We start from the raw sequence: 23,854 nt of genomic DNA on the forward strand, positions 1-23,854 counted from the left end.
AGTTTAAACTAATGCTTTTAATTTTACTATTTTCCTAGTTTCTTTTTCAAATTATTTATCATATCTATCGACATTGATGAAATATCAAATTTGTAATCCAATCCCCAATCTTGTTTTGCAGAAGAATCATCAATGCTAGCTGGCCAAGAATCTGCAATTTCCTGACGGAAATCTGGCTCATATTTTATCTCAAAATTTGGAATCGTTTTTTTGATTTCATCAGCTAATTCTTTCGGTGTAAATCTCATCCCACCAAGGTTGTAAGAATAGCGAATTTTAACCTGCTCTTTTGGCGCTGTCATCAGCTTGATTGTAGCATCAATTGCATCGTCCATATACAGCATTGGCATCGCCGTATCTTCCTTGATAAAACTCGTATATTTTCCATTTTCCACAGCCTCGTAAAAAATCTCAACTGCATAATCTGTAGTGCCTCCACCTGCCGGCGCTTTCCAAGAAATCAGACCAGGATAGCGGATACTTCTGATGTCAACACCATACTTTTCGAAGTAATATTCGCACCATTTTTCGCCAGCCATTTTTGAAATTCCGTAAACAGTAGTCGGATTGAGAACCACTTCTTGTCCTACATTTTCTTTCGGAATTCCTTTTCCAAACACCGCGATAGAACTTGGCCAGAATATCTTTTTTAGCGTTCCTGCCTTCGCCAATTCGCAAAGATGAATCAATGGGTCGAGATTCAGTTTCCAAGCGAAAAGAGGTTGTTTTTCCGATGTTCCGGAAAGTAACGACGCCAAATGATAGACTGTGGTGATGTTGTGTTCTTTAATCACGTCTGTAACCGCTTGAAAATTAGTTACATCAAGTCTTTCGTAATAGCCTGCTTCCGTGATGCCTTCTTTCCATTTGTCAAGTCCGGAGGCGATAACGTTTTCTTTGCCGTAGATTTCAGACAATCTTACCGTCAGTTCCGTTCCGATTTGTCCAAGTGCGCCAGTGATTAGGATTTTTTCTTTAGGTGTTTCCATTTTTATTTTTATTGATTCGCAAATCTAATTAATTTAAATATTTGGTTAAAATTTTTCAACTTTATGATGAAAAATAATTTTAACTAACAGACACATACTTTTGATAGTAGATTTAGATTTTATTTTAAATCGAATTATGATGCTTCTGTATGGTTTTTTTAATATTTTAGAATGTTGTAATGCGTTACAATTTCAGTTCCAAATCTCATTAATCAAATCTTTATGAAAACGAATCCAATTATCAATATCGATGAGCTTCTTCAAATTTCAAACCACTCAAATCTCCGAATTTTTGATGTGAGAACTGGTCCAAATGCCAAAGAAGATTATCAGAAGAAACATTTGAAGAACGCCGTTTTTGTGGATTTGAATACAGATTTAGCTGAGATTAATGATCCGAAAAATGGTGGAAGACATCCACTTCCCACGTTTTCAAATTTCATTAAAACCTTAGGAAAGTTAGGAATTGACAAAGATTCGGAAGTTGTAATTTACGATGATAAAAACGGCGCAAATGCCGGCGCAAGATTTTGGTGGATGCTGAAAGCGGTTGGTCACAAGAATGTGCGAGTCTTGAATGGAGGCTTGCAATCTGCTGAAAATCAAAATTATCCGTTAAATTCTGGCAATGAAAATTATCCCAAAACAGATTATATTGCTGATTTTAATGATTGGCAATTACCGCAAGTTTGGATTGATGATGTAAAATCGGCAACCGAAAATCTAGATAATTTGATTGTTGACGTTCGTGAATCGCAACGTTATCAAGGGATTACAGAGCCAATCGATTTGGTGGCTGGACATATTCCAAACGCTGAGAATTTCCCTTTTTCTGAAAATTTAGATGAAAATGGATTGTTCAAATCGCCTGAAATTCTGAAAGAAAAATACACGGAATTTTTCAAAAACAAAGATTCAAAACAAATTATTTTCCATTGCGGAAGTGGCGTTACGGCTTGTCATTCTTTGTTGGCTTTGGATTACGCTGGTTTTGAAATTCCCAATTTGTATGTGGGAAGCTGGAGCGAGTGGAGTAGGAATTTTGATGATGTGTAAAATCGTGAAATCGTAGAATTGTAAAATCGTTTATTTGTAATTATATTTAATCATCAAATCACGATTTTACGATTTAACAAATTAACAATTCCAACCCACTAAAAACTCGCCCGAATTTGCATACTTCCAATGTGAATCGTCCTTTCGCCAGAATTTCTGCCTTCATAATTCACATTGAGTTGAATGAAAGAATTGATGGATTGCTGGATGAACAAAGACCAAACTTGATTTTTCCCAACCTTCAAACCTTCCAACATTTGATTGCCGACGATGCTGAAATTATTTCCGGTAAAGTCATTATTAATGAAAGAAAAATTCGCTCGCACAGACGTTTTCAACTTTTCCCATTGAAGGGTTCCGGAGATCTCGTAAGTTTTCAACAACTCTTCACCATCCGTTCTTTTCTTTTGACGAAGTGCGCCGAAAAGCTCTGTTTGTAAGCTTTCGGAAAGTTTATAGGTCGCTTTTGGTTTCGTTTCCCAGTTTTGAAGAAGGTAATTTCGAGAATCATAAACCTGCGAACTATTCGAAATATTATGATAAGAATTTTCCCAATCTGTGCGGAACGTTTTCGTGAAAGAATAACCGACATTCAAGTAGTGTGAATTTTGACTGTGTGCTTCATTGCTGAAATTAGCGTTGATGAGATTGTCATTGTCTGTGTATCGGTAACTCCCATTCCAACCGGATTTGTCGCTGGAATTAAATAAAGCTGAAGCCAAAATATTCTGCGTTCTAAGCAATTGATCTGCTTGTTTTTCAAAAGGATTCCAAACCAGAACTTGGTCGTTTTTTAGATAAGAATTCTGCGACAACAAGGATAGATTGAAATTCCAACGTTTCAAAAATTCATTCTGAGAACTGATGATGACGGATGGATTCACAAACAAAGCCAATTGTAATTTGTTTTTGTTAGACGCGAGATAATTCACGCTGTTCGTGTAAACTCTGATGTATTGTGCCAAATCTGCATATTCTGCGACTTCAAACTCGTCAATCTGTTGAACGCCGTCGTTGTTGTAATCCGTCCATTTGTAAACGCCTTGCCCATCGGTTACTTTGATGTACTGGAATTCCCTTTGAGCCTCCTGTCCATTCCCCAATTCGTAGAAAAACTGCAGTCGCATTCCGTTTTTGAAAAGCTGTTGATTGTACAAAATATTCCCAACCACAAAGTCTTGATTCTGGTCATTTGCCAAGCTTTGATTTGCGTAAAAGAACTTTCTGTAATGCATAAGAGTTGACAATTGCGTGGTTTCGGTTTTGATGATTTGACTTTCTGCCATTATCCCGAGAATGTTGTTCATCTTCTGCAAACGGTTGTCCTGCACGGAATCGTTGCTTCGGTAATAGAGTTTTGTCAATAGTTTGGTTCTCGTAGAATCGGCGATTTTTTTCTGAACGAAAACTTCCTTCCAGCTAAAACTCGTCACATCCAGATTTTGTGTCAAATTGTACTTTTTCTCGTTGTGTTCCATCGAGCCACCCAACATCCAGCTTCCTTTTTTGCCTGCCAATTCCGTAGAAACTGCACCGCGAATGAAGGTTGTGTTGAGGTCAGTCGATTTGGTGTCGAGATAAGAAACCGACGCCAGGTTTTCGAACTTTCCGATTTTCCAAAGTGCATCGAGGTCGTTTTTGATTCCTTTGTAAGTGTCACTTTCTTCGAGGTAATTTAATTTATAATTGATTTTCGAAGTTTTATTAAAATCATTAAGAAAAGAGAAAATAAAACGGTTTTGCGTGATTTGGTTGAACTCATTAGTCAAATTGAAATCCCTCCAAAAATCAACATTGTTAATCCTATCCAAAATATGAAAATTCTTTTGAATCACTTGATATTCCAACATTGGCGTTCCTGTCCAAGTGTTTTTTCGGAAGGTTTTGTTGGCGTAAATCCTTGTTGCGTAACCAATATTTTGCTCATTATCTCTTGACGAAAACATATTGAGGTCATAATTGCTCAAAGAAACGTCGGTTCCAATCACGCCTTCGTTCAACGCATATTCCACATTGGCGGAATAAACTTGGGATTTCTCTGGCGCCGGCAATTTTCGAACGGCCAAATAATCGCCCAATCCAGTTCCAACGTATTGAAAAACCCGACCATTATTGGTACTTTGTTGCAATTGATAATCGCCTTTTCCACTTCCAAAATACGTGAAAGCCACTTGGTAAAGCGTTTGCGTTTGGTCGGTTGAAAATTCATAATAGAAAGAATTGCCCGAGAAAATTCTTTTGTATAAGATTTTATTAACGTCATATTCCGTTTCTACGCCGGATTGAGAATACATCAAATTCGGATCGTTTCCTGCATTCACCAATTGTTGCTGGTCTTCTTCGCTTAGGTTGATAGAAAGTGGTGCGTTTTTGTTGTCGTTTTCCATAAACCAACTGAAACTTGCTCTCAGTTTTTCACGTTGATGTTTGATGTTTCCAGTGACGAGAAATCTGGTGTAATTTCGGTTCGTGTAATTGTAAGAAACGTTGATGAAATTCTGTTTGTAAATCGGTCGGAAACTCGTGAATGTAATTTCGCCGGTATTATAATTAATGATGTAATCCTGATTTTCGCCACGCTTCATTAATATCCCATCAATGAAAACCTGTTCCGAACCAGAAATAATAGTGATGAAAAGTTCCCCGTTTTTCCCCGTCAATCGATAAGGACCTTGATTTCCCTCAATTCCTTGAAAACGCATTCGGAAGAATTCACTTCTGGCAACACCGCCGGAAACATCTACTGAGGTTTTATTTCCATTTTTCTCCCAATTCGTCAGGAATTGCAAACCCATACTTCTTCTTTGATAACGTCCGAAATAGGTGGTTTCATCATTCAAATCCAGATGTCCGGCGCGTATGATGCTGTGATTTTTGATATTAAGCTGAAGGTAGATTTTGTCAAATTCCTGCAAAGTCTGCGTATAACCATCCGCCTGAACCGGCAAATTGTGATCTGAAATCGAAGCCAAAATAGAAACATCCGGACTCAGCTTTCCGGAGATTTGCATATCCATCGAACTTTGAACCGATGATCCTTGGTTGTTCCCAAACGTAATTCCTCGGATGATAGAACCTTTGGAATTGAGTTCTCCCAAGATTCTTTTTTTGTCGTTTTTCACGAGCACTTCTTCGTCATAAATCACGCGATTTTGCTTTTTGATGAAGTCAAGCGTGTCTTTGGTGAAAAAATCGCGATTGATTTTCGAAATAAGAATGCTGTCTTTTTTAAGGGAATCTTGAGGGAGATTTGGGTTTTTCCAACTGAATATCTGTGCATTAATCACATTTAATGCAAAAAAAATCAATGCCAGTTGGAAAATTTTGTATATCTTAGACACCCTTTTAAAATGAGGAGCAAATGTACTAATAATCAAGTTTACAGCGCCTTTGCAATTTGTTAAGAACGGAGACGGGCATTATAAATTGTAGTTAAAGATAAAATTTTATATTTGCCCACAATAAAAACAATAACAATTTTAAATTTTTATATATTATGAAAAAAATCTATTCTTTATTAGCGGTAGTTGCTTTAACAGCGACAGCAACTGCACAAAACACTTTTCAACAGGATTTTTCTTCGTCTTCTACGGTTGCAGATTATGTAAATACTCCTGCAGTAGGGACAACGGATAAATTTGATGGGATTACAACTAGTAATTCTGGTAGCGTTTGGTCTATTGATAGTGGTGCTTTGAAAATAGCAAGAACAGGAAATGCAGCTCAGTTCGCAAGGTTAGGTGTGACTGGAGATACTAATGCAGAGGTATTGTCTGTTCAATTTGATTTGTCTGTTTCATCTTCATCATCAACAACTAATGCTGCAGCATTCTACATTGGTAGTGGGTATAGTGCGACAGCAAACAGTGCACCTTCAAATGCAAGTTCTAATTCTAGACTAGGTGTGAATTTTTCTACTACAAGCGGAACTTTTCAGTTGAGAAATATTGCTGGTAGTTCTAATAGTGCTAACTTGACTGGAGTACAAAAATTAACATGGATTATTAATAACACTTCCTCTGAATACACTTATACCGCTCCAGATGGTAGTACTCAGACTGTAGCTGCATCTAAGTCGGATGTGTGGGCTGGAAATGCAATAGTTTTTGATGAAATGGTAGCTACTACATCAGGTGTTGCACTTCAAGATTTAAAATTTGCAATATCTAATGGTACAGGAAGTTTGACAGTTGATAATTTTGTGATTAAAGCTCTTCCGGTTCCAACTATGTCTGTTGGAGACGTTAAAAATGGAAAAGCTAACTTGGTAAAAAACACAATCGTTTCAAACGAATTAATCTTTGGTGCAGCTGCAAAAGTATCTGTAATTAATATGAATGGCCAAGTAGTGAAAACTGCTGAGGTTTCAGAAAACTCTAGATTAGATGTTTCTTCATTAGTAAAAGGAACGTATGTGGTAACAGGTGTTGTAAATGGACAGTCTGTTTCTCAGAAAATTATCAAAAAATAATTAGGAAATTAGTTTTCTATAACGGAAGCGTTACCAATTTGGTAGCGCTTTTTTTTTGTTAAATGATTGTGAATTAAAATGAAATTTCGTCTTAACGGAATGTGTCTTTTTGTTGTTATTTTATTAATGTTTCGTCAATCTAAAATTTGAGACCTTCATATAAATTTGTGCCAACAAAAAAATCTTTAATAAAAAATCATTATGAAAAAGATCTATTCTTTATTAGCAGCAGTTGCAATGACTGCATTTGTAAATGCACAAACTACAGAAACTTTTACAATTACTGGAGCTAATGCTTCTGACTTAACAAGCGGAACCGTGGGTGATGTTTCTTACGCCTTTGATAAAGGTGCTGGTTCAAACGCGCCTAAATACTATACCAGCGGTGCAGCAGGAAGATTGTATGCAAAAAACACTTTAACTCTAGAAGTGCCTGCTGGTAACAAAATTACAAGTGTTGTGCTAATGGGTTCTGCAGGAGGTGATTATTTGGCTTCAACTTATTCAATCAATGGTGGAACGGCTTTGACTGCTACAAAAACGGGAACTGTTGACTACACAATCACGCCTTCTACAGATGGAAGAACATTTGTTTTCACAGCTGGACCTAATGTTTCAAGTGGTCACTCTAGAATTAAAAGCTTTACGATTACTTATACTCCAACACTAGCTGTTGTAGATGCTACAAAAGGAAAAGCTAATTTGGTAAAGAATACAATCGTATCAAACGAGTTGATCTTCGGAGCAGCTGCAAAAATATCTGTGGTGACTATGAACGGACAGGTGGTGAAAACTGCTGAGGTTTCTGAAAATTCTAGATTAGATGTATCTTCTCTTGCAAAAGGTGTTTACATTATAACTGCTGTTGTAGGTGGACAAACTATATCTCAAAAAATTATCAAAAAATAATTAATTTTATCAGAGGTAAGCCAGTGCGCAATGAATTTGTGTGCTGGCTTTTTTATATGATTTAAAACACACGTAACATTGGGGTGAAAATATATCCCTATTTTTGTACCCACAGAAACAAATTATAGTAAGTCATTGGGAATTAAATGTTAAAAAATAAATAAAATTTTGCTGTATGTATTTTTTTATTAACTTAGCAACCCTTTAAATAAATAATTAAAACAATTTTTAAACTTTAATAAAATGAAAAAAATCTTTACAATTTTAGCTGTTTCAGCTTTAGCTATCACTGCACAAGCTCAAACTACTTTTACCTATGTTTGGAATAACCAAGGTTTCGCAAATGCACAAGATATTACTACGGGTAATATTGTTGCGGGAAAATTGACTTATGATGTTCAAAAGAATGGTGCAAGCAATGGTCCTAAATTTTACACTGCTGGTGGAGGTGCTTTAAGAATGTATTCCAACAACGCAGATGGAAACGGTAACTCGCTAGCAATTGTTGCTGTTGGGACTACTAAAATCAGCTCTGTAAAAATCAAAACTCCTGGAACTTTAGGTGCTGATAACTATGCTCCTACAACTGCTGTTGTAAAAGTTGACGGGGTAGTTGTACCTACGGTTTACGATCCTGCTGATGCTACAAACGCTACTTATCTGATTGTTGCTGCTACTCCTGCTTCTAACGTTTCTATCCAAAACGGTCAAACAGGAACTTCGGCTCAAATTAGAGTTCTTTCTATGGATGTAACTTACACAGATGGTCTTTCTGTAGCTGATTTCTCGAAAGCTAAAGTTTCTTTAGTTAAAAACACTGTAGTAGGAGAGGCTATCGCTTTCGCTAACGCTGCTGATATCCAAATCATCAACACTGCTGGTCAAGTTGTAAAAACTGCTAAAGTAACAGAAGGTTCTACTCTTAACGTTTCTTCTCTTGCAAAAGGTGTTTACATCGTAACTGGAACAGTAAACGGAGAAAAAGTATCTCAAAAAGTGATCAAAAACTAAGAATAATATTTCTTAAAAATAGAAGGCTTCCTAATTTTAGGAAGCCTTTTTTTATTGTCAATATTCCTGAAATATCTAGAAAACCCCGCGTCTCAGATTATTCACCAATGCACCAAGATTCAGAACCAAGGTATATCGTATTCTGTATGCATAATCTTTAAACGAAGGTTCAAAGCCTAAAGTGGAAGCGATTGGGAAATAGATCTCCAGAAAATCAGGAATCACTTTCACCTTTACACCAGAATCCCAGATAAATTGTGTTGCTCTGTTTTTGTTCTTGTAAACACCCGCATCTGCGTAGAGATTAAACCATTTCCAAAGATGGGAATCCACATTGATACTCGTGATGAATTGATTTACAGAAGTATTAAAAAAAGATTTAAAACCACCCTCAGCCAAGATAAATTGTTGCGAAAGAATCCCCGAAGTCGCACTTTGTCCCAACAATCCGTAAGAAAATGAATAGTTGGACACCCTCGAAATTCCATAATTGAACAAGGCGTTTTTAGTTTCGTTTTTCACAAAATAACCAGCAAACCAACGGAAGCTTATTTTCTTGTCTTTTGCAAATTCCCAACGGTAGAATGCTTCTGCCGAAATCTTTTGAAAATCCTCCATCCATTGTACATTTCCGCCAATGTATTGCTCGTGAATCAGCCGGTTGTCTGAGTAAGCGTAACCCAAATTCCAAAGATTGTATTTGGAATAGAGATTATTTTCAATCATCAAAGGTGTGAGTTCTCTGTCGTAATAATTATAACTAAAATACAAACTTCTCCCAATGGCGCTCCTCGGATTTTTATTAAAATTAAGTGAAGTAGAAGCACCAAATTTTTTGTAAGCCAAGTTATCATCATAATGAAAATACGACCCGGAAACCGCAAAATTCCAACTTCTAAAAAAACTATCGGGCGGAAGAATAGAGTATCCCAAACCTCCGGAGCCAGTTAACTTTCCGGTTCCAGTGCTGAAATAGGGTGTGACGGAATAATCAAATTTTTGATCAAAAATTCCTTGATTCTTAAAATTCATTCCCAAAAGAATCTTGTCATATGCATTGAAAGTCAATCTTGGAGTCAAAAAAATCTCGTTATATTCTGGATTTTGAATGTCTTTGATCAACTTGAATCTAATCTTTTTCATATTAGAAAAAATCCCCTTTGTATAAAGGTAATTATCTCGAAAATTGGTTTCTGAAAAGATGTATTCGTCATTCAGTACAATTTTCGTAGTGCTGTTTTCGGGTATAGAAATGGAGTCGGTTTTCAGTGTACTTCCACTTTTCCAAAAGGTGGTTTTTTCGCCAGATTTAGTTTCAGTTTCTATCTTTAAAGGGATGACGTCCGAGTTGTTTTTATGGATTTTAACCAAATAATTATTGCCCGCGTCATCAAAACTTTTCAGATTAAAATTGAGTCGGTGTTTTTCTGCCATCATTTTTTTGAGAAACGCAGATTTTCCTCGAGAATGATTTTCCAGACTTTTCAGGAAATCGTCGCCAATAATTTTACTTTCAAAATTTTCAGAAAAATATTGTTTTAAGAAATCGTTAAAATTCTCACTTCCCTCATATTCAGCAATATAATTAAGTAAACTTCCGGTTTCAAATTGGCTAATCGCGGTTGTATTAAAATTGCTTAATTTATAAAATGGCGTTGTAATCTTTTGATCCAGATTCTGAGTGTAAATATAATGATACGCCAATCCATAACGTTCTTGCAGTTTCAGTTTCGAAGCGTGGAAAATCTTTAAAGGTTTGATTCCGAATATATTGGCGTTGTCCGCCAGATTTCCTATCAATTTATGATCAGGATAATTTTGTTTTAAATATTGGATTTCGAGATATGATTTCAAACCATTTTTCAGCCAATGATCTTTGGTTTTATCATTAATGAAAAACTCGTCCATCACTTTTTTGGAAATGGTGCTAAAGTAATCCAAATCCGTCTTTTCATAATCTGTAAACATCTGAAATTTGAATTTCCAAAACTTGATGTCATCAATCCCGATAAATTCTTCCTTTTTCATAAATTTATCCGTAATAAAAAGCTTTTCGGGAAGATTTCCGGTTCTTGATTTTATGAATTTCAAATGATTAGTCAGAACAGAACCTAAGATTTGGCGTTGGTATTCATTGGTTTGATAACCCAAATCAACTTTTACAGTTTGTCCATCAACATTCAGAGAAAATTCGGGATAAATTTCTTTTGAGATTTGAAACTCAGGATCATTAATGGATTTTCCTTCAAACTCAAAATCATTGTTTTGAATCAAATTAGAATAGATTTTCCAATATTTTGGGATTTCAAAATTCACTTTCCAAAATGAACCTGCATTGGCTGTTTCTTCGGTGTCTCGATAAAAGGAATTGCTCTGAGCTTCATCCTCAAAAGTCTCTGGAACGAGGAAAAAATATTTCAGAAGAATGTGATTCACATTGATTCCATAACCCGTAAAACGTGCGTCAGGAAGCTTAATTTGATATTTTAAATTGATTGTAATACTTTCGCCTGACTTCAAATCTTCGGAAAGTGGAATGAAGATATTTTCCTGTTTGGTGTTAAGGATTTCGGACGTTGTGCTGTTGTAAGAATATTGCAGACTTTCCAATTTCCCCAATTGCTCGTCTTTAGCAAAATACAAATCATTTTTTCGGTCTTCGATTTTTCTTTTGAGAAGTGGCGTTTTTCTTTTCTGATAAGCCGAAACCCAATTCAAAAGTTTGATTTGATTGATGGATTTCTTGTGTGGATTATGATAAACCAAAGTCTGCTCCACAGAAATGGATTTTTGGTCGTCATTCAGTTTGACATTCAACCGAATGCTGTCTTGCTGAGCAACCGCCCAGAAATTAAAGGAAACCGAAACCAAGACACAAAAAAAACGCTTCATCAGGAACAATCAGTACTTATCAAAACTAATGATTTTTTTTGATGAAGTGTGGGTTATGTTTGTTAAAGTTTTTTTGTATTACTGTTCGAACTGTCAGAAGTGAAAAACCCTTTCAAAAGTTGAAACTTCGAAAGGGTCTTATTGTTAATTTTATTTTAAAGACTAAAGCGTCTCCAAATACGCTTTCCAGCCTTCATTTTTATAGCGCAAAGCTTCTTGTTCTGGTTCTTCGGACTTATAAATCCCTCGTCCTACGATGATGAAATCGGTTCCATAATTTTTGATGACGTGTTCAGGAGAATTGTATTGTTGACCTTTGTCATCGCCTGTTTCTCCGAGATTCACGCCTGGTGTGAATAATAAAATATTTTCAGGAACCTCGTTTTGAGCAACACAACCAATAATACTTGGATGGTTTTCAATTACTTTAAGTGCTTCTTCACGGTAATGAGAATCGGTCAAAGTGCCTTCGGATGACATTCCTAAAATCGCTACTACGCCCACATTTATAAAGCAATCCAAACTTTTGCTCCCGCCAATGACGTGAGAAGTTACCAAATCTGCCCAATTTGAAATTTTGTAAGTTCCATAAGAAAATTGCAATTCCTGAGTATTTCCAATATCCGCAAATTTTCTATCTTCCATCAAAAGGAAGTTATGTTTCGTTGCCAAATCCTTTAAAGAAAGAATGGTTTCATCAGCATCAAAATCATTCAGAATATCAATGTGAGTTTTTAGCGCTACAATATGAGGACCAACAAAATCAGCGAAATCTAATAACTCTTTTGTTGTAATAAAATCTGCGGAAGCAATTAGATTTGACTTTTTCTCAATAGCAATTTCAAGGATTTTCTTAGCGAAAGAATGTTCTGCAACTTCTAATTTCTGTTCGTAAGACAAGCGTTTTTTCTCTTCAAAAACAACCTGATTTCCATTCACAAAATCTTGAATTCTTGCCACCTCATCATCATCAATATAATTAACTTCTCTCAAGATTTCCACAACCTCAGAAATATTGAAAAGCGAATGAACTTTATAACCCTTCTCCTCCAATTTCTCTTTTCCGCCTTGTTCTCTGTCAAGAACTACAACAATGTCAGAAACTTTGATGCTTTCATTTTCCACTTCATCAATCGTCTCAACCAAAGATTTTCCGGATGTAATCACATCTTCTACCAAAAGACAGTTTTGACCTTTTTCGTAAATCCCTTCAATCAGTTTTTTTGTACCGTAAGCTTTGGCTTCTTTTCTTTTAATGATAAGCGGAATGTAACTTTGAAGTGACATTGCCGTTGCCATTGGAAGCGCGGCATAAGGAACTCCACAAATGATGTCAAAATTATCCAAAGGAAGCATTTCCAAAAGATAATTGGCAAGTTTTTTTAATATTTTTGGGTCAGAAGCGAGCGGACGAAGATCAACATAAAACGGACTTTCAATCCCGCTTTTCAGTGTAAAACGTCCAAATTTGATAATCCCGAGTTTGTAACACTCGAGGAAGAATTCTTTTTTACTTTCCATTTACTTTTCTTAGATTTCTACAAATTTAAGGCGAATTTTTTAGACTGAAAAAATGAGAAATAAGAAAGTCTTCGAGAGCCTCAGACTGACAATCCTAAAAAAGTCTTCGACAAAGTTTATATTGAGCTTGTCGAAATGCTCAGACTGACATTGCTTATGTATTGTAATAGAGATGTCACACTGAGCGGAGTCGAAGTGTCTTTAATTATTTATTTTCCTTCCACTTCGGATTCGCAACAAAAATCTTTTCATTGATTTTACAATTCTCAGAATGTGCGCCTTTCAAAAAACCAATACTCATAAGGAATTCCCCAACGATTTCTCCACCTGTGAATTTGAATGTTTTCTTGAACAATTTCACCCATTCTTCCTTAGTTTTTGGATGGTAATGCTCTAGCCATTTTTCGAATGAACCAAATTCTTTTTTTAGTTCCAAGATGGCTTTAGCATTTTCAATCGCTGCGTTGACCTTTAATTTATTTCTAATAATTCCTGCGTCAGACAACAATCTTTCGCGGTCTTTTTCCGTGTAAGCTGCAATTTTCGCAATACTGAAATTACTGTAAGCTTTTCGGAAAGACTCTTCTTTTTTCAAAATCGTCTCCCAGCTCAGTCCAGCTTGGTTGATTTCCATTATTAATCTTCCAAAAAGCTCATCATCATTATGAATCGGGAAACCGTAATGGTTGTCGTGGTAATTTTGGTGCAATGCTTTTCTATCTTCGGGTTGCATTGTTTCTATGGCGGCGCAATATGACATAATTTTGAATATTAGTTTAATAATTTTGAAAGGTAAAGATAATTAACGACCGACAATTATTAATTAGAATTTACAATTTCTTATCTTCGTCAAAAGCTTTTTTAAAATGTACAGATCATTATCTTTTTCCTTTTTTCTTTTCTCTTTTGTCTTGTTCAATGCTCAGATTGAAGAAAAAAAACTCGACGAACTGATTCAGAATTCACTTAAAACCTTCGACGTTCCAGGAATGTCGGTCGGAATTGTGAAAGATGGAAAAGTGATTTATGCCAAAGGTTTTGGTGTTCGTTCTCTGAAAAATAATCAGCCGATGGATGAGAATACTTTGGTTGGAATTGCCTCCAACAGCAAAGGATTTACCTGTGTGGCTTTGGCAATTTTGGCTGACGAAGGCAAAATCAACTGGGACGATAAAGTCACAAAATATATTCCTGAGTTCCAAATGGCGGACGCTTACGTTTCTCAAAATGTGACGATTAAGGATTTGGTAACGCACAGAGCTGGACTTGGTTTGGGTCAAGGCGATTTGATGTTTTTTCCGGAAGGCGGAAATTTGACAGTGAATGACATCGTTCACAATGTTCGTTACTTGAAACCGGAAAATCCTTTCAGAACGACTTTGGATTACAATAATATAATGTTCATTGTTGCGGGTGAAGTGATTCACAGAGTTTCTGGTTTGCAATGGGCAGATTTCATCGAGCAAAAAATTATGAAACCTGTCGGAATGGCAGCGAGTTTCGGGTCTTACAATAGGGCGAAAAATTCTCAAAATATCATCGACGCACACGCGCCAGTGGACGGAAAAGCCATCGCAGTTCCTCACGACTGGAACGAAACTGCGAATGCGGCAGGTGGCATTATGAGTAACATCACAGATATGACGACTTGGGCAGATTTTCTTCTCAACGGATTTGTGACCAAAGATGGAAAACGTTTGGTTTCTGAGAAAAATGCGCACGAACTTTGGAGTCTTCAAATTCCGGACAAAATTGGAGCGACTTCACCTTATGATACTAAGTTTTATGGTTATGGATTGGGTTGGTTTTTGAGTGATGTGAAAGGTCATTTGCAAGTTCAACATTCTGGTGGTTTGATTGGAACCGTAACACATTTCACCTTGATTCCTGATATGAAATTGGGAATTGTGGTTTTGACGAATCAACAATCTGGAGCCGCATTTTCAACGATTACAAACTCTGTGAAAGATGCTTATTTGAAAGTTGAAAACCGTGATTGGTTGAAAATCTATGGTGATAGAAGTAAGAAAAATGATGAGCATTTTGCTAAACAAAAGAAAGAAGTTTATGACAAAGCTTCGAAATATAAATTGGATTTGAAAGACGACCAGTTCATTGGTTGGTACAAAGACGAGTGGTTTGGAATTGTAGAGATTTCCAAAGTTGGGAAAGCTTACAGAATTATTTCTAAATCTTCTCCAAGACTGAAAGGTGATTTGATTCCATACTCTGCCAACTCTTTTGTGGTGAAATGGGATGACAGAAGTTACGATGCGGATTCATTCTTCACTTTGAATTTTGATGAAAATGGAAAAGCCATTTCTGCGAAAATGAAACCGATTTCTGATGTGACGGATTTTAGTTTTGATTTTGAGGATTTGGATTTGAAAAAGATTAATTAGGATTTTAAAATAAACCCCTTCAGAGTTTGAAACTCTGAAGGGGTTCTGCATTTCAAATGATTTAGTTTAAATAATTTATGTTTATAGAAAACCATAAAACCGAAATCTCTGAAAAAGGATTTACAATCATCAATGATATTTTTTCTGAGGAAGAAATCAATCAAATCATTAATGTCATTGATTCCATCGATACTTCAAAGGAAACTTTCAGGAAATCGGAAGACCTTTTTACGATTAGACAATTTTTGAAAGAAGTTCCGGAAAGTCATCAATTCATCTTTAATGAAAATATTAAGAAAATCATTAATGAAATCTTTGGAGACAATTATTTCGTTGTGAAAAGTATCTATTTTGATAAACCTGAGAAATCAAATTGGTACGTTTCCTATCATCAGGATTTGACGATTTCGGTTGATAAGAAATTAGATTTGAAAGGCTTCGGACCTTGGACGACGAAACAAAATCAATTTGCCGTTCAGCCTCCGATTGATTATTTGAAAAATATATTTACAATAAGAATTCATCTCCATGATACGGATGAAAATAATGGCGCTCTAAAAGTCGTTCCGAATTCTCACAGCAAAGAAATCTACCGCCCAGAAACTATCGATTGGAATGTGGAAACTGAGGAAATTTGTTCAGTAAACAAAGGTGGAATTATGATTATGAAACCGCTTATTCTTCACGGCTCAAACAGAACGACCAACAATCAAAAACGCAGAGTCATCCACATCGAGTTTTCCAATATGGAATTGCCGGAGGAAATCAATTGGTCTGAAAGATTGAATTGAAATTAGTAATAAAATAGTCAGTTTACAAAAACTGGCTTTTATTTTGGCCTTTTGCCAATATCCTGAGAAGCATTGAAAACTGCTTTTACGAGAATGAGTTTTTCAGTCTCATCGATTTGATAAAAGATGATGTAAGGATATTTTGAGAACGTAAGACCTCGAAAGTCTTTATAAAAAATTTGGAAAAAAGGATTTTGTACAATTTTCTTTAAAGTCAATTCATAATCTTCAACAAAATTCTGAGCAACTTTTAATGAAGCTTCTTTTTTGTAATAAGCTACAGCTTTTCTTAAATTAGCTTTTGCAACGGAAGAAATCCTAACTTTATAAGCCATATTCTTTTTTCAATTCGGCTACGAAAGCATCATTGTCCTGATATTCTGAGATAGGCAAATCTTCTTGAGCGTCCAGTATTTTCTTTTGTTCATCGGAAAGTTCGAACATACTGGTTTCCTCAGCAATATTTGGATATTGTTTTTTTAATTTCTCCCATTCTTTGATGGGGATGAAAACGCCGGTCGGTACGCCGTTGTGGTCTTCGATTACTTGTGTTTTCATTGTTCCAAATTTTCAGTGAATCATCTTTTATCAAAATTACAATTTTTTATTAAACCAAAAAGCCTTTCAAAGTTTTAACTCTGAAAGGCTTTTATATATTTTAAATTTAAGAATTAAATCTCTTTAAACTGTAGATTTTCTTCCTTCATTTGCTTATCTGCCAAATCTTTGTAAAAACCGTTCGCCAATTTTTCATAAATCGCTTCAAAAGCCGTTAAAGTTTCATTAATTTCCAAATCTGTATGAGATGCAGTTGGAATTAATCTCAACAAAATCATTCCTTTAGGAATTACCGGATAAGAAACTACTGAGGTGAAAATACCATAGTTCTCTCTTAAATCTTTTGCAAGATGCATTGCTTCTACAGGACCTCCTTGGATGAAAACAGGTGTCACGCAAGTATTTGTATCACCAAGATTATATCCGATTTTTTTTAGTCCACCTTGTAATTTATTAACGTTTTCCCAAAGTTTCGCTTTGATTTCTGGTCTTGTTCTCAAAAGTTCCAGTCTTTTCAAACCTCCGATTACCATTGGCATTGTCAAAGATTTTGCAAAGATTTGAGACCTCAAGTTGAATTTCAAATAACGGATGATTTCCTTGTTTCCAGCTAAGAACGCGCCGAAACCAGCCATCGATTTTGCAAAAGTTGAGAAATAGACATCAATCTCATCCTGACAACCTTGTTCTTCACCAGCACCAGCACCAGTTTCTCCCAAAGTTCCGAATCCGTGCGCATCATCCACCAAAATTCTAAAACCATATTTTTCTTTAAGCGCGATGATCTCTTTCAATTTACCTTGCTGACCTCTCATTCCGAAAACTCCTTCAGTAATAACAAGAATTCCGCCTCCAGTTTCAGCAGTCACTTTTTTAGCTCTTTGCAAGTTTTTTTCAAGACTTGCAATATCGTTGTGTCTGTAGGTGAAACGTTTCCCTGAGTGCAATCTAACGCCATCCACGATGCAAGCGTGAGAATCTACGTCATAAACGATCACGTCATTTCTGGAAACCAAAGCATCGATACAAGATACCATTCCTTGGTAACCGAAATTCAATAGATAAGCTGATTCTTTTTGAACAAATTCTGCCAATTCTCTTTCCAACTGCAAATGCTGATCGGTCTCGCCAGACATTGCTCTTGCGCCCATTGGATAAAACATCCCGTATTCTGCAGCCGCTTTTGCATCCGCTTCCAAAACTTCCGGATGGTTGCAAAGTCCCAAATAATCATTGGCACTCCAGAAGATCACATCTTTCCCTTGAAATTTCATTCTCGGACCAATTGGGCCTTCCAATCGTGGGAAAATATAATAGCCTTCTGCATAATCTGCGAATTGTCCTAGTGGACCTGGATTCTGTTTTATTCTTTCAAAAATGTCCATTTTTCTAACTGATATTTTTTGTCATCGGGCTGAAGCCCGACGCTATTAAATCTTTTATCTTTACTTTATTATCTTTATTCTATTTGATAATTTCTGTTTTGAAGATCTCATCGTAATTGTGGAAACAATTATTAATGAAGCCTTGCTCTTCCATCCATTTGTCGCTGTAAACTTTGGTGATGTAGCGTGAGCCGTGATCTGGGAATATTAATACAACCAGATCATCATTTTTAAACTCGTGAGAATTAGCGTATTGGATCAAAGCTTGAGTAACAGCTCCAGTTGTGTAACCGCCCATTATTGCTTCTTTCAATGCGATTTCACGGGTTCTATAAGCCGACATTTCGTCATTCACTCTTACATATTCATCGATTTTATCGAAAAGAAGTGCACCCGGAATCAAGTTTTTCCCAAGACCTTCGATTTGATAAGGATGGATTTCAGTTTTATTGATTTTTCCTGTCTCGTGGTAAGTTTTCAATATAGATCCGTCTGCATCTACACCGATTACTTTGATATTAGGATTTTGTTCTTTTAAGAATTTTGCAGTTCCGGAAAGCGTTCCTCCCGTTCCTGTGCAAGCGAAAACGTGCGTAACTTTCCCCTCAGTCTGATTCCAAATTTCAGGGCCAGTTGTCTGGTAATGTGCATCAATATTAAGTTCGTTGAAGTATTGATTAATATAAACGGAGTTCGGAGTTTCTTTTGCAATTCTTTTTGCAACTTCGTAATAAGATCTTGGATCGTCTGCCGGAACAGAAGCTGGACAAACATAAACTGTTGCGCCAAGAGCTTTTAAGTAAGCTATTTTCTCTGCTTTTGTTTTGTCACTTACGGCAAGAATGCATTTGTAACCTTTTACGATGCAAACCATTGCGATGGAAAATCCTGTGTTGCCAGATGTAGTTTCCACGATGACCGAATCTGGTTTCAAGATTCCTTTTTTCTCCGCATTTTCTATGATGTGTAGAGCGATTCTGTCTTTCGTAGAATGACCTGGATTGTAAGATTCCAACTTAGCGTATATGGTTGCAGGAATATCCTTGGTAACGTGATTCAATTTGACCAACGGTGTGTTGCCAATCAAACCAAGAATATTATCGAATACATTCGTCATTTTTATATCATTTTTTCTCTCCAAAACTGTCTGCAAAAATAAATAAAAAATTGCAATGTTTCTCTGTTTTGACATATTAATATAGTACAAGACTGATATATTGCAACTTAATTAATGAAAATTCTTTAATTTATATCAATTTCTAAATTTTAAATTTTGTTAAAAACACCGATAACTAAATGAAAAATGCTAATTTCGCCGATATTCTTATTTAAAATATGAAGAACTGGACTTTTAAACAATGGAACACCATTCTCGGATGGGTTGTTTTCGGAATTGCATTACTTACTTATTTGTCAACCATAGAACCTAATTTCAGTTTTTGGGATTGCGGAGAATATATTTCTTCAGCTGTAAAACTGGAGGTAACACACGCACCTGGAGCTGCACTTTTCCAATTAGTTGGCGCTGTGGTAGCCTTATTCGCCTTTGGTGATGGACAAAATTATTCATTGGTAATCAATGCGATGTCGGCAATTTGCAGTGCATTTACCATTTTGTTTTTGTTCTGGACGATTACACATCTTGTAAGAAGATTATTAAATAAAGAATTCGAAAATATTACCGTTGCAGAAGAGGTTGCGGCTTTGTTTTCCGGAGCAATTGGCGCTTTGTGTTTCACATTTTCAGATTCATTTTGGTTTTCTGCAGTAGAAGGCGAAGTTTATGCGATGGCAAGTATGTTCATAGCATTGATTGTTTGGCTCATCACAAAATGGGAAAACGAATATCTTGAAAAAGACAACGAGCGTTGGATCATTCTTTTATTCTTCATCATTGGTCTTTCTGTAGGGGTTCACATGATGTGTATGTTGGCTTTGCCAGCGGTTTGTTTGATTTATTACACAAGAAATTACACCTTCACTTGGAAGTCATTTTTGATTGCCAATGCTGTTACTTTATTAATATTAATCATTGTTTTCAAAATCATTTTCCCAGTCATTATGACGTTGTTTGGAAAATCTGAGGTGTTCTTTGTTAATGGATTAGGATTGCCTTTCCACTCAGGGACCGTTTTTGCCTTTGTGATTTTGATTGTACTTTGTTATTTACTAATCACTTATACAAGAAAAACAGGAAAGTCACTTTATCAGACGATTGCATTATCCGTGGTTTATATGATGATTGGATTCTCTTGTTGGTTGGTGATTCCGATTCGTGCGATTGCAAATCCGCCAATGAACCTGAACGATCCAGATAACGCTCTAGGAATGTTGGATTACTACAACCGTGAGCAATACGGAGATTGGCCAACTTTGTACGGACAAAACTACACCGCTTATTTGGATCCAAATGGAATTCTGAAAAATGAAGACGGAAGTTATAAGACCGAAAAAACCGGCGATACTTACGAGAAAGACCCACAAACAGGACGTTACAGATTGGTAGGAGAGAAATTCAACTATGTATTCAATCCGGAACACGTAAGTTTGTTTCCAAGGATGTTTAGCGAAGACAAGTCCGTGATGCCAAACTATATTTCAATGTACGGCGCGCCGGATTTCACTTTCAATTATGGAAATGAGCAAATCTCAGAAAGTCCGGAAGCAAAACAATTCTTCGACGAACTTCGCCAGAAATATGAGAATGGAACCATCAAAATGGATGATTATCTGAAGGCGAAACAATTTGGTTTGATCAATGTTCAGCGTCCGACTTTGGCTCAGAATCTTGATTATTTTATTACGTTTCAGAATTATTTCTACTTCGTGAGATATTTGCTGTGGAACTATTCCGGAAGGCAAAATGATGTGGAAGGACATATGGAAAACACGCACGGGAACTTCATTACCGGAATTCCTTTTATCGATAATAATCTTTGGGGCGATCAATCCGAAATGCCTGCGAAGTTCCAGAATGAAAGTACCGTCAAGTTCTTTATGCTTCCATTGATTTTAGGATTAATTGGATTTTTCTTCCAACTCAATCGGGATTTCGGACGATTCTATTCTATATTATCATTATTTATTTTAACGAGTGTAATGATCGTCTTCTACACGGGAATGAAACCTTTCGAACCACGTGAAAGAGATTACGCAATGGTCGGATCCTTCTACGCATTTGCAATTTGGATTGGTTTAGGAGTTGCGGCAATCTATTGGTTAATCCAGAAAAAAATTAAAACAAAAGGCGCGCAGATTTTGGTTGGCGTTGTCTTGTTAGGCGTTCCAATGATGATGGGCTTCCAAAACTACAATGTTCACGACAGAAGCGAGAGATATGCAGCCTACGATTACGCTTACTCATCATTAAAATCGTTACCGAAAAACGGAATTATGTTCGTTTATGGTGACAATGACACGTATCCGGTTTGGGCAATTCAAGAAACTGAGGAATTCCGTTCGGATGTGAAAGTGGTGAATTTCACTTTATTATCAACGCCTTGGAATATCGATCAAGTTAAAAGAAGAACTTATAATTCTATGCCTGTTCCTTCAACTTTGGAACATGAAGATTACCGTGAAGGAAGCAACGATCAGGTTTATATGATGAGCAAAGGCGACTGGGAAACTATTTTTGCCAATCTCAAAGATCAAGGCGCTCCAGATACAGAGTTTGCTGCTTTTAGAAAGTATCTGACTCAAGATTCTATGACTTTGAAAGAAGCTGTTAACTTCTTGAAAATGAAATCTCCAGAGAAAGATGAAATCGTTAAAATGGTTTTTGGTGAAGAGCGTTTCCATAAGTTCAATTTTCTTCCGGTTTCGAAGTTTATACTTCCTGTGAATGTCAACAATGCTGTGAAAGCAGGCATCATCACACCAGCCGAAGCTCAGAAAGCAGAGAAGCAAATTGTTATCAATTATAAAGGATCCAGCATGTTCAAAAATAATATGCTGATGATGGATATCTTGGCGAACTTCGATTGGAAAAGACCAATCAATTTCTCCAGTGGCGGAATTTACGATCCGAGCAATCTGTTTTTCCTTTCCAATTATTTGAAATTTGATGGCCACAGCTATAGACTGGTTCCAATTAAAACCGAAGAAGGTGTAGATGGCGAATTGGGAATGGTGAATGCGGATGAGCTTTACAATATTGTGAAAAATTACAGATGGGGTAATTTCAAAGATTTGAATACGCATTTTGATGAAACTTGTACACAGAACATCGTGAGCTACAGATCGTCTGCGAGTCGTGCTGCAGAAGCTTTGGTAATGCAAGGTGACAAGAAAAAAGCCATCGAAATTCTGGATCTTGCCAACCGTGAAATCCCGGTTTCTAAATACAATGATCCAAGATCTCTTAGTTCTATTGTGTACGCTTACATCGTTGCCGGACAAGAGCAAAAAGGTCTTAAGCTGGCAGAAGATCTCAAAAAAGGAATCTTTGCTGAGTATGATTATTACACCAAACTATCTCCGAAATTCCAGGTTTATGCATCCCGACAAATGAAAACCAAACCAATGGAATATTCTCTTATTGTGGGTGCGGTTTCTGATGCTTACAACAAGATTGGGCAAAAGGACAAAGGTTACCAATACCTAATAAATTCTGTGAATGTCATTGATAAGAGATTCAATACATTCATCAAAGATTTGCAGGAAATGGGCAAAGAAAAAGCCTTCAAAAAGGCAGAAGATGTTCAAAAAGTAACATCTTTCTATGCGTACCTTTTTGATATTATGAAGGATTACGATACGACTTACGAAGCTGAAAAGATGGATAATATCACGAAGCAGTTAATGAAAGTGACACAATAATACACTTCTATAAATTAAAAACGGACAAGCGATTGTCCGTTTTTTTGTTTTAATGAATAAAATGGATGTGATTTATCATTCCATATTGCTATCAAATTATAAAATAATCAGTTTAATTGAGTTGATGAATCCACAAATTTATGTTCTGAAATTTTCTTTTCTGTTAAAATTTTCTCTAATTTGATGTAACTATCTGATAGTTAAATTTTTATGAATTTAATACAAGTTGTTTTCTTTAATAATTTTAATATTTTGAATAATATTTTATATAAACTCAAAATTAATATTAATAATAGTTAAATAAGACTGATGTGTTATTGAATTTTTGCTAAAAAAGTCCTTGGTTTATGTTATGTGTAATTTAATCAAAAGTTAAATAATTGTTATAGTGTTGATAATTAGTATTTTGAATATTTGTTGCGTTTGATTAAGATAACATTTAATTAACAAAATTGAAATTAAATTAACGTTTTTTAACATTCTTCGCATTCTCCTTTCTGCAAGTCTATTGAAGCGTTCGGAATTTTGAATTAGCTGGATAAAATGGCGTAAAAGCCAGAATTAGAAGTTCGGGAAGTCATTCGGGGTATCTTTGCAGAGTCAAAACCCAAAAAAATAATTCAAAATGATCAAAAGATTTTTTCTTGTAGTCATAATGATGATTTCCACACTTGGCATTTATTCTTTCAAGAGTTATGCCACAGATGCTAAAACAAGTTTTGCATCGTTCTACCACGATAAGTTTAATGGTAGGAAAACAGCAAGCGGAGAAATTTTCAGTAACAAAGAACTTACCGCTGCCAATAAAACGCTTCCTTTTGGAACAGAAGTAAAAATTACTAATTTGATTTCTGGGAAGAGTGTTGTAGTTAGAGTTAACGACAGAGGACCATACCACTCATCTAGAGCCTTTGATCTCTCAAAAGCTGCGTTTGATTCAATAGGCGATCTTAGAAAAGGAACTATCGCAATTGAATATGAAATTATTGACTAAAATTCAACTTATTTTAAAGTTTAAAAAGCCATCCGGATTCGGATGGCTTTTTTT

Annotated in this window: 17 protein-coding genes; 8 read left to right on the forward strand and 9 right to left on the reverse strand. The window is 35.9% G+C overall.

Going from position 1 to position 23,854, the window contains the following annotated elements:
* Positions 1 to 26 precede the first annotated feature (26 nt).
* The gene (locus B0I22_RS01895; protein ID WP_133942919.1) at positions 27 to 989 is read right to left on the reverse strand and encodes an NAD-dependent epimerase/dehydratase family protein; all 963 of its coding nucleotides are present in this window, start codon (positions 987 to 989) and stop codon (positions 27 to 29) included.
* Positions 990 to 1,211: 222 nt separating this feature from the next.
* On the opposite strand from B0I22_RS01895, the gene B0I22_RS01900 reads away from it, so the two are divergent.
* A complete protein-coding gene (locus tag B0I22_RS01900) occupies positions 1,212 to 2,045 on the forward strand; it encodes a sulfurtransferase (protein ID WP_133942920.1) in 834 nt (277 codons plus the stop codon).
* Positions 2,046 to 2,143: 98 nt separating this feature from the next.
* Here the strand turns inward: B0I22_RS01900 and B0I22_RS01905 are convergent, their stop codons facing one another.
* Positions 2,144 to 5,332 carry a hypothetical protein gene (locus B0I22_RS01905; protein WP_133943937.1) on the reverse strand — a complete coding sequence of 1,063 codons (3,189 nt, stop codon included), beginning with the start codon at positions 5,330 to 5,332 and terminating at the stop codon, positions 2,144 to 2,146.
* 209 nt (positions 5,333 to 5,541) lie between these two features.
* Here B0I22_RS01905 and B0I22_RS01910 point away from each other — a divergent pair, with 209 nt between their 5' ends.
* The 3 genes from B0I22_RS01910 (at position 5,542) to B0I22_RS01920 (ending at position 8,436) form a co-directional block, all read left to right on the forward strand.
* Positions 5,542 to 6,516 carry a T9SS type A sorting domain-containing protein gene (locus B0I22_RS01910; protein WP_133942921.1) on the forward strand — a complete coding sequence of 325 codons (975 nt, stop codon included), beginning with the start codon at positions 5,542 to 5,544 and terminating at the stop codon, positions 6,514 to 6,516.
* 201 nt (positions 6,517 to 6,717) lie between these two features.
* On the forward strand, positions 6,718 to 7,425 hold the full coding sequence (locus tag B0I22_RS01915) for a T9SS type A sorting domain-containing protein (protein ID WP_133942922.1): 708 nt from the start codon (positions 6,718 to 6,720) through the stop codon (positions 7,423 to 7,425).
* A gap of 243 nt (positions 7,426 to 7,668) precedes the next feature.
* On the forward strand, positions 7,669 to 8,436 hold the full coding sequence (locus B0I22_RS01920; RefSeq protein WP_133942923.1) for a T9SS type A sorting domain-containing protein: 768 nt from the start codon (positions 7,669 to 7,671) through the stop codon (positions 8,434 to 8,436).
* A 75-nt stretch (positions 8,437 to 8,511) separates the two neighbouring features.
* On the opposite strand, the gene B0I22_RS01925 is transcribed toward B0I22_RS01920, so the two are convergent.
* From B0I22_RS01925 to B0I22_RS01935, 3 genes are all read right to left on the reverse strand, one after another.
* Positions 8,512 to 11,328 (reverse strand): TonB-dependent receptor, encoded by a 2,817-nt coding sequence (locus B0I22_RS01925; RefSeq protein ID WP_133942924.1) that lies wholly within the window; start codon positions 11,326 to 11,328, stop codon positions 8,512 to 8,514.
* A 162-nt stretch (positions 11,329 to 11,490) separates the two neighbouring features.
* Positions 11,491 to 12,849 carry an orotidine-5'-phosphate decarboxylase gene (pyrF, locus tag B0I22_RS01930; RefSeq protein WP_133942925.1) on the reverse strand — a complete coding sequence of 453 codons (1,359 nt, stop codon included), beginning with the start codon at positions 12,847 to 12,849 and terminating at the stop codon, positions 11,491 to 11,493.
* A 205-nt stretch (positions 12,850 to 13,054) separates the two neighbouring features.
* Complete coding sequence (locus B0I22_RS01935; RefSeq protein WP_133942926.1) at positions 13,055 to 13,609, reverse strand: DNA-3-methyladenine glycosylase I; 555 nt, start codon at positions 13,607 to 13,609, stop codon at positions 13,055 to 13,057.
* Positions 13,610 to 13,715: 106 nt separating this feature from the next.
* Between B0I22_RS01935 and B0I22_RS01940 the strand changes: the two genes are divergently transcribed.
* Together B0I22_RS01940 and B0I22_RS01945 are read left to right on the forward strand one after the other, a co-directional pair.
* Positions 13,716 to 15,251 carry a serine hydrolase gene (locus tag B0I22_RS01940; protein ID WP_133942927.1) on the forward strand — a complete coding sequence of 512 codons (1,536 nt, stop codon included), beginning with the start codon at positions 13,716 to 13,718 and terminating at the stop codon, positions 15,249 to 15,251.
* A gap of 77 nt (positions 15,252 to 15,328) precedes the next feature.
* Entirely contained in the window at positions 15,329 to 16,042 is a 714-nt protein-coding gene (locus B0I22_RS01945; protein WP_133942928.1) for a phytanoyl-CoA dioxygenase family protein, read from the forward strand.
* Between the two features lie 38 nt (positions 16,043 to 16,080).
* On the opposite strand, the gene B0I22_RS01950 is transcribed toward B0I22_RS01945, so the two are convergent.
* The 4 genes from B0I22_RS01950 to B0I22_RS01965 form a co-directional block, all read right to left on the reverse strand.
* Positions 16,081 to 16,377 carry a type II toxin-antitoxin system RelE/ParE family toxin gene (locus B0I22_RS01950; RefSeq protein WP_133942929.1) on the reverse strand — a complete coding sequence of 99 codons (297 nt, stop codon included), beginning with the start codon at positions 16,375 to 16,377 and terminating at the stop codon, positions 16,081 to 16,083.
* Positions 16,367 to 16,600 carry a hypothetical protein gene (locus B0I22_RS01955; protein ID WP_133942930.1) on the reverse strand — a complete coding sequence of 78 codons (234 nt, stop codon included), beginning with the start codon at positions 16,598 to 16,600 and terminating at the stop codon, positions 16,367 to 16,369. The genes B0I22_RS01950 and B0I22_RS01955 overlap by 11 nt, the downstream gene beginning before the upstream one ends.
* A 113-nt stretch (positions 16,601 to 16,713) precedes the next feature.
* The gene (locus B0I22_RS01960; protein WP_133942931.1) at positions 16,714 to 17,985 is read right to left on the reverse strand and encodes an aminotransferase class I/II-fold pyridoxal phosphate-dependent enzyme; all 1,272 of its coding nucleotides are present in this window, start codon (positions 17,983 to 17,985) and stop codon (positions 16,714 to 16,716) included.
* Between the two features lie 79 nt (positions 17,986 to 18,064).
* A complete protein-coding gene (locus tag B0I22_RS01965; protein WP_133942932.1) occupies positions 18,065 to 19,102 on the reverse strand; it encodes a PLP-dependent cysteine synthase family protein in 1,038 nt (345 codons plus the stop codon).
* A gap of 218 nt (positions 19,103 to 19,320) precedes the next feature.
* On the opposite strand from B0I22_RS01965, the gene B0I22_RS01970 reads away from it, so the two are divergent.
* The gene (locus B0I22_RS01970) at positions 19,321 to 22,806 is read left to right on the forward strand and encodes a glycosyltransferase family 117 protein (RefSeq protein ID WP_133942933.1); all 3,486 of its coding nucleotides are present in this window, start codon (positions 19,321 to 19,323) and stop codon (positions 22,804 to 22,806) included.
* 625 nt (positions 22,807 to 23,431) lie between these two features.
* The gene (locus B0I22_RS01975) at positions 23,432 to 23,800 is read left to right on the forward strand and encodes a septal ring lytic transglycosylase RlpA family protein (RefSeq protein WP_133942934.1); all 369 of its coding nucleotides are present in this window, start codon (positions 23,432 to 23,434) and stop codon (positions 23,798 to 23,800) included.
* Positions 23,801 to 23,854 lie beyond the last annotated feature (54 nt).

The organism is Epilithonimonas xixisoli (assembly GCF_004365655.1).
Classification (GTDB): domain Bacteria; phylum Bacteroidota; class Bacteroidia; order Flavobacteriales; family Weeksellaceae; genus Epilithonimonas; species Epilithonimonas xixisoli.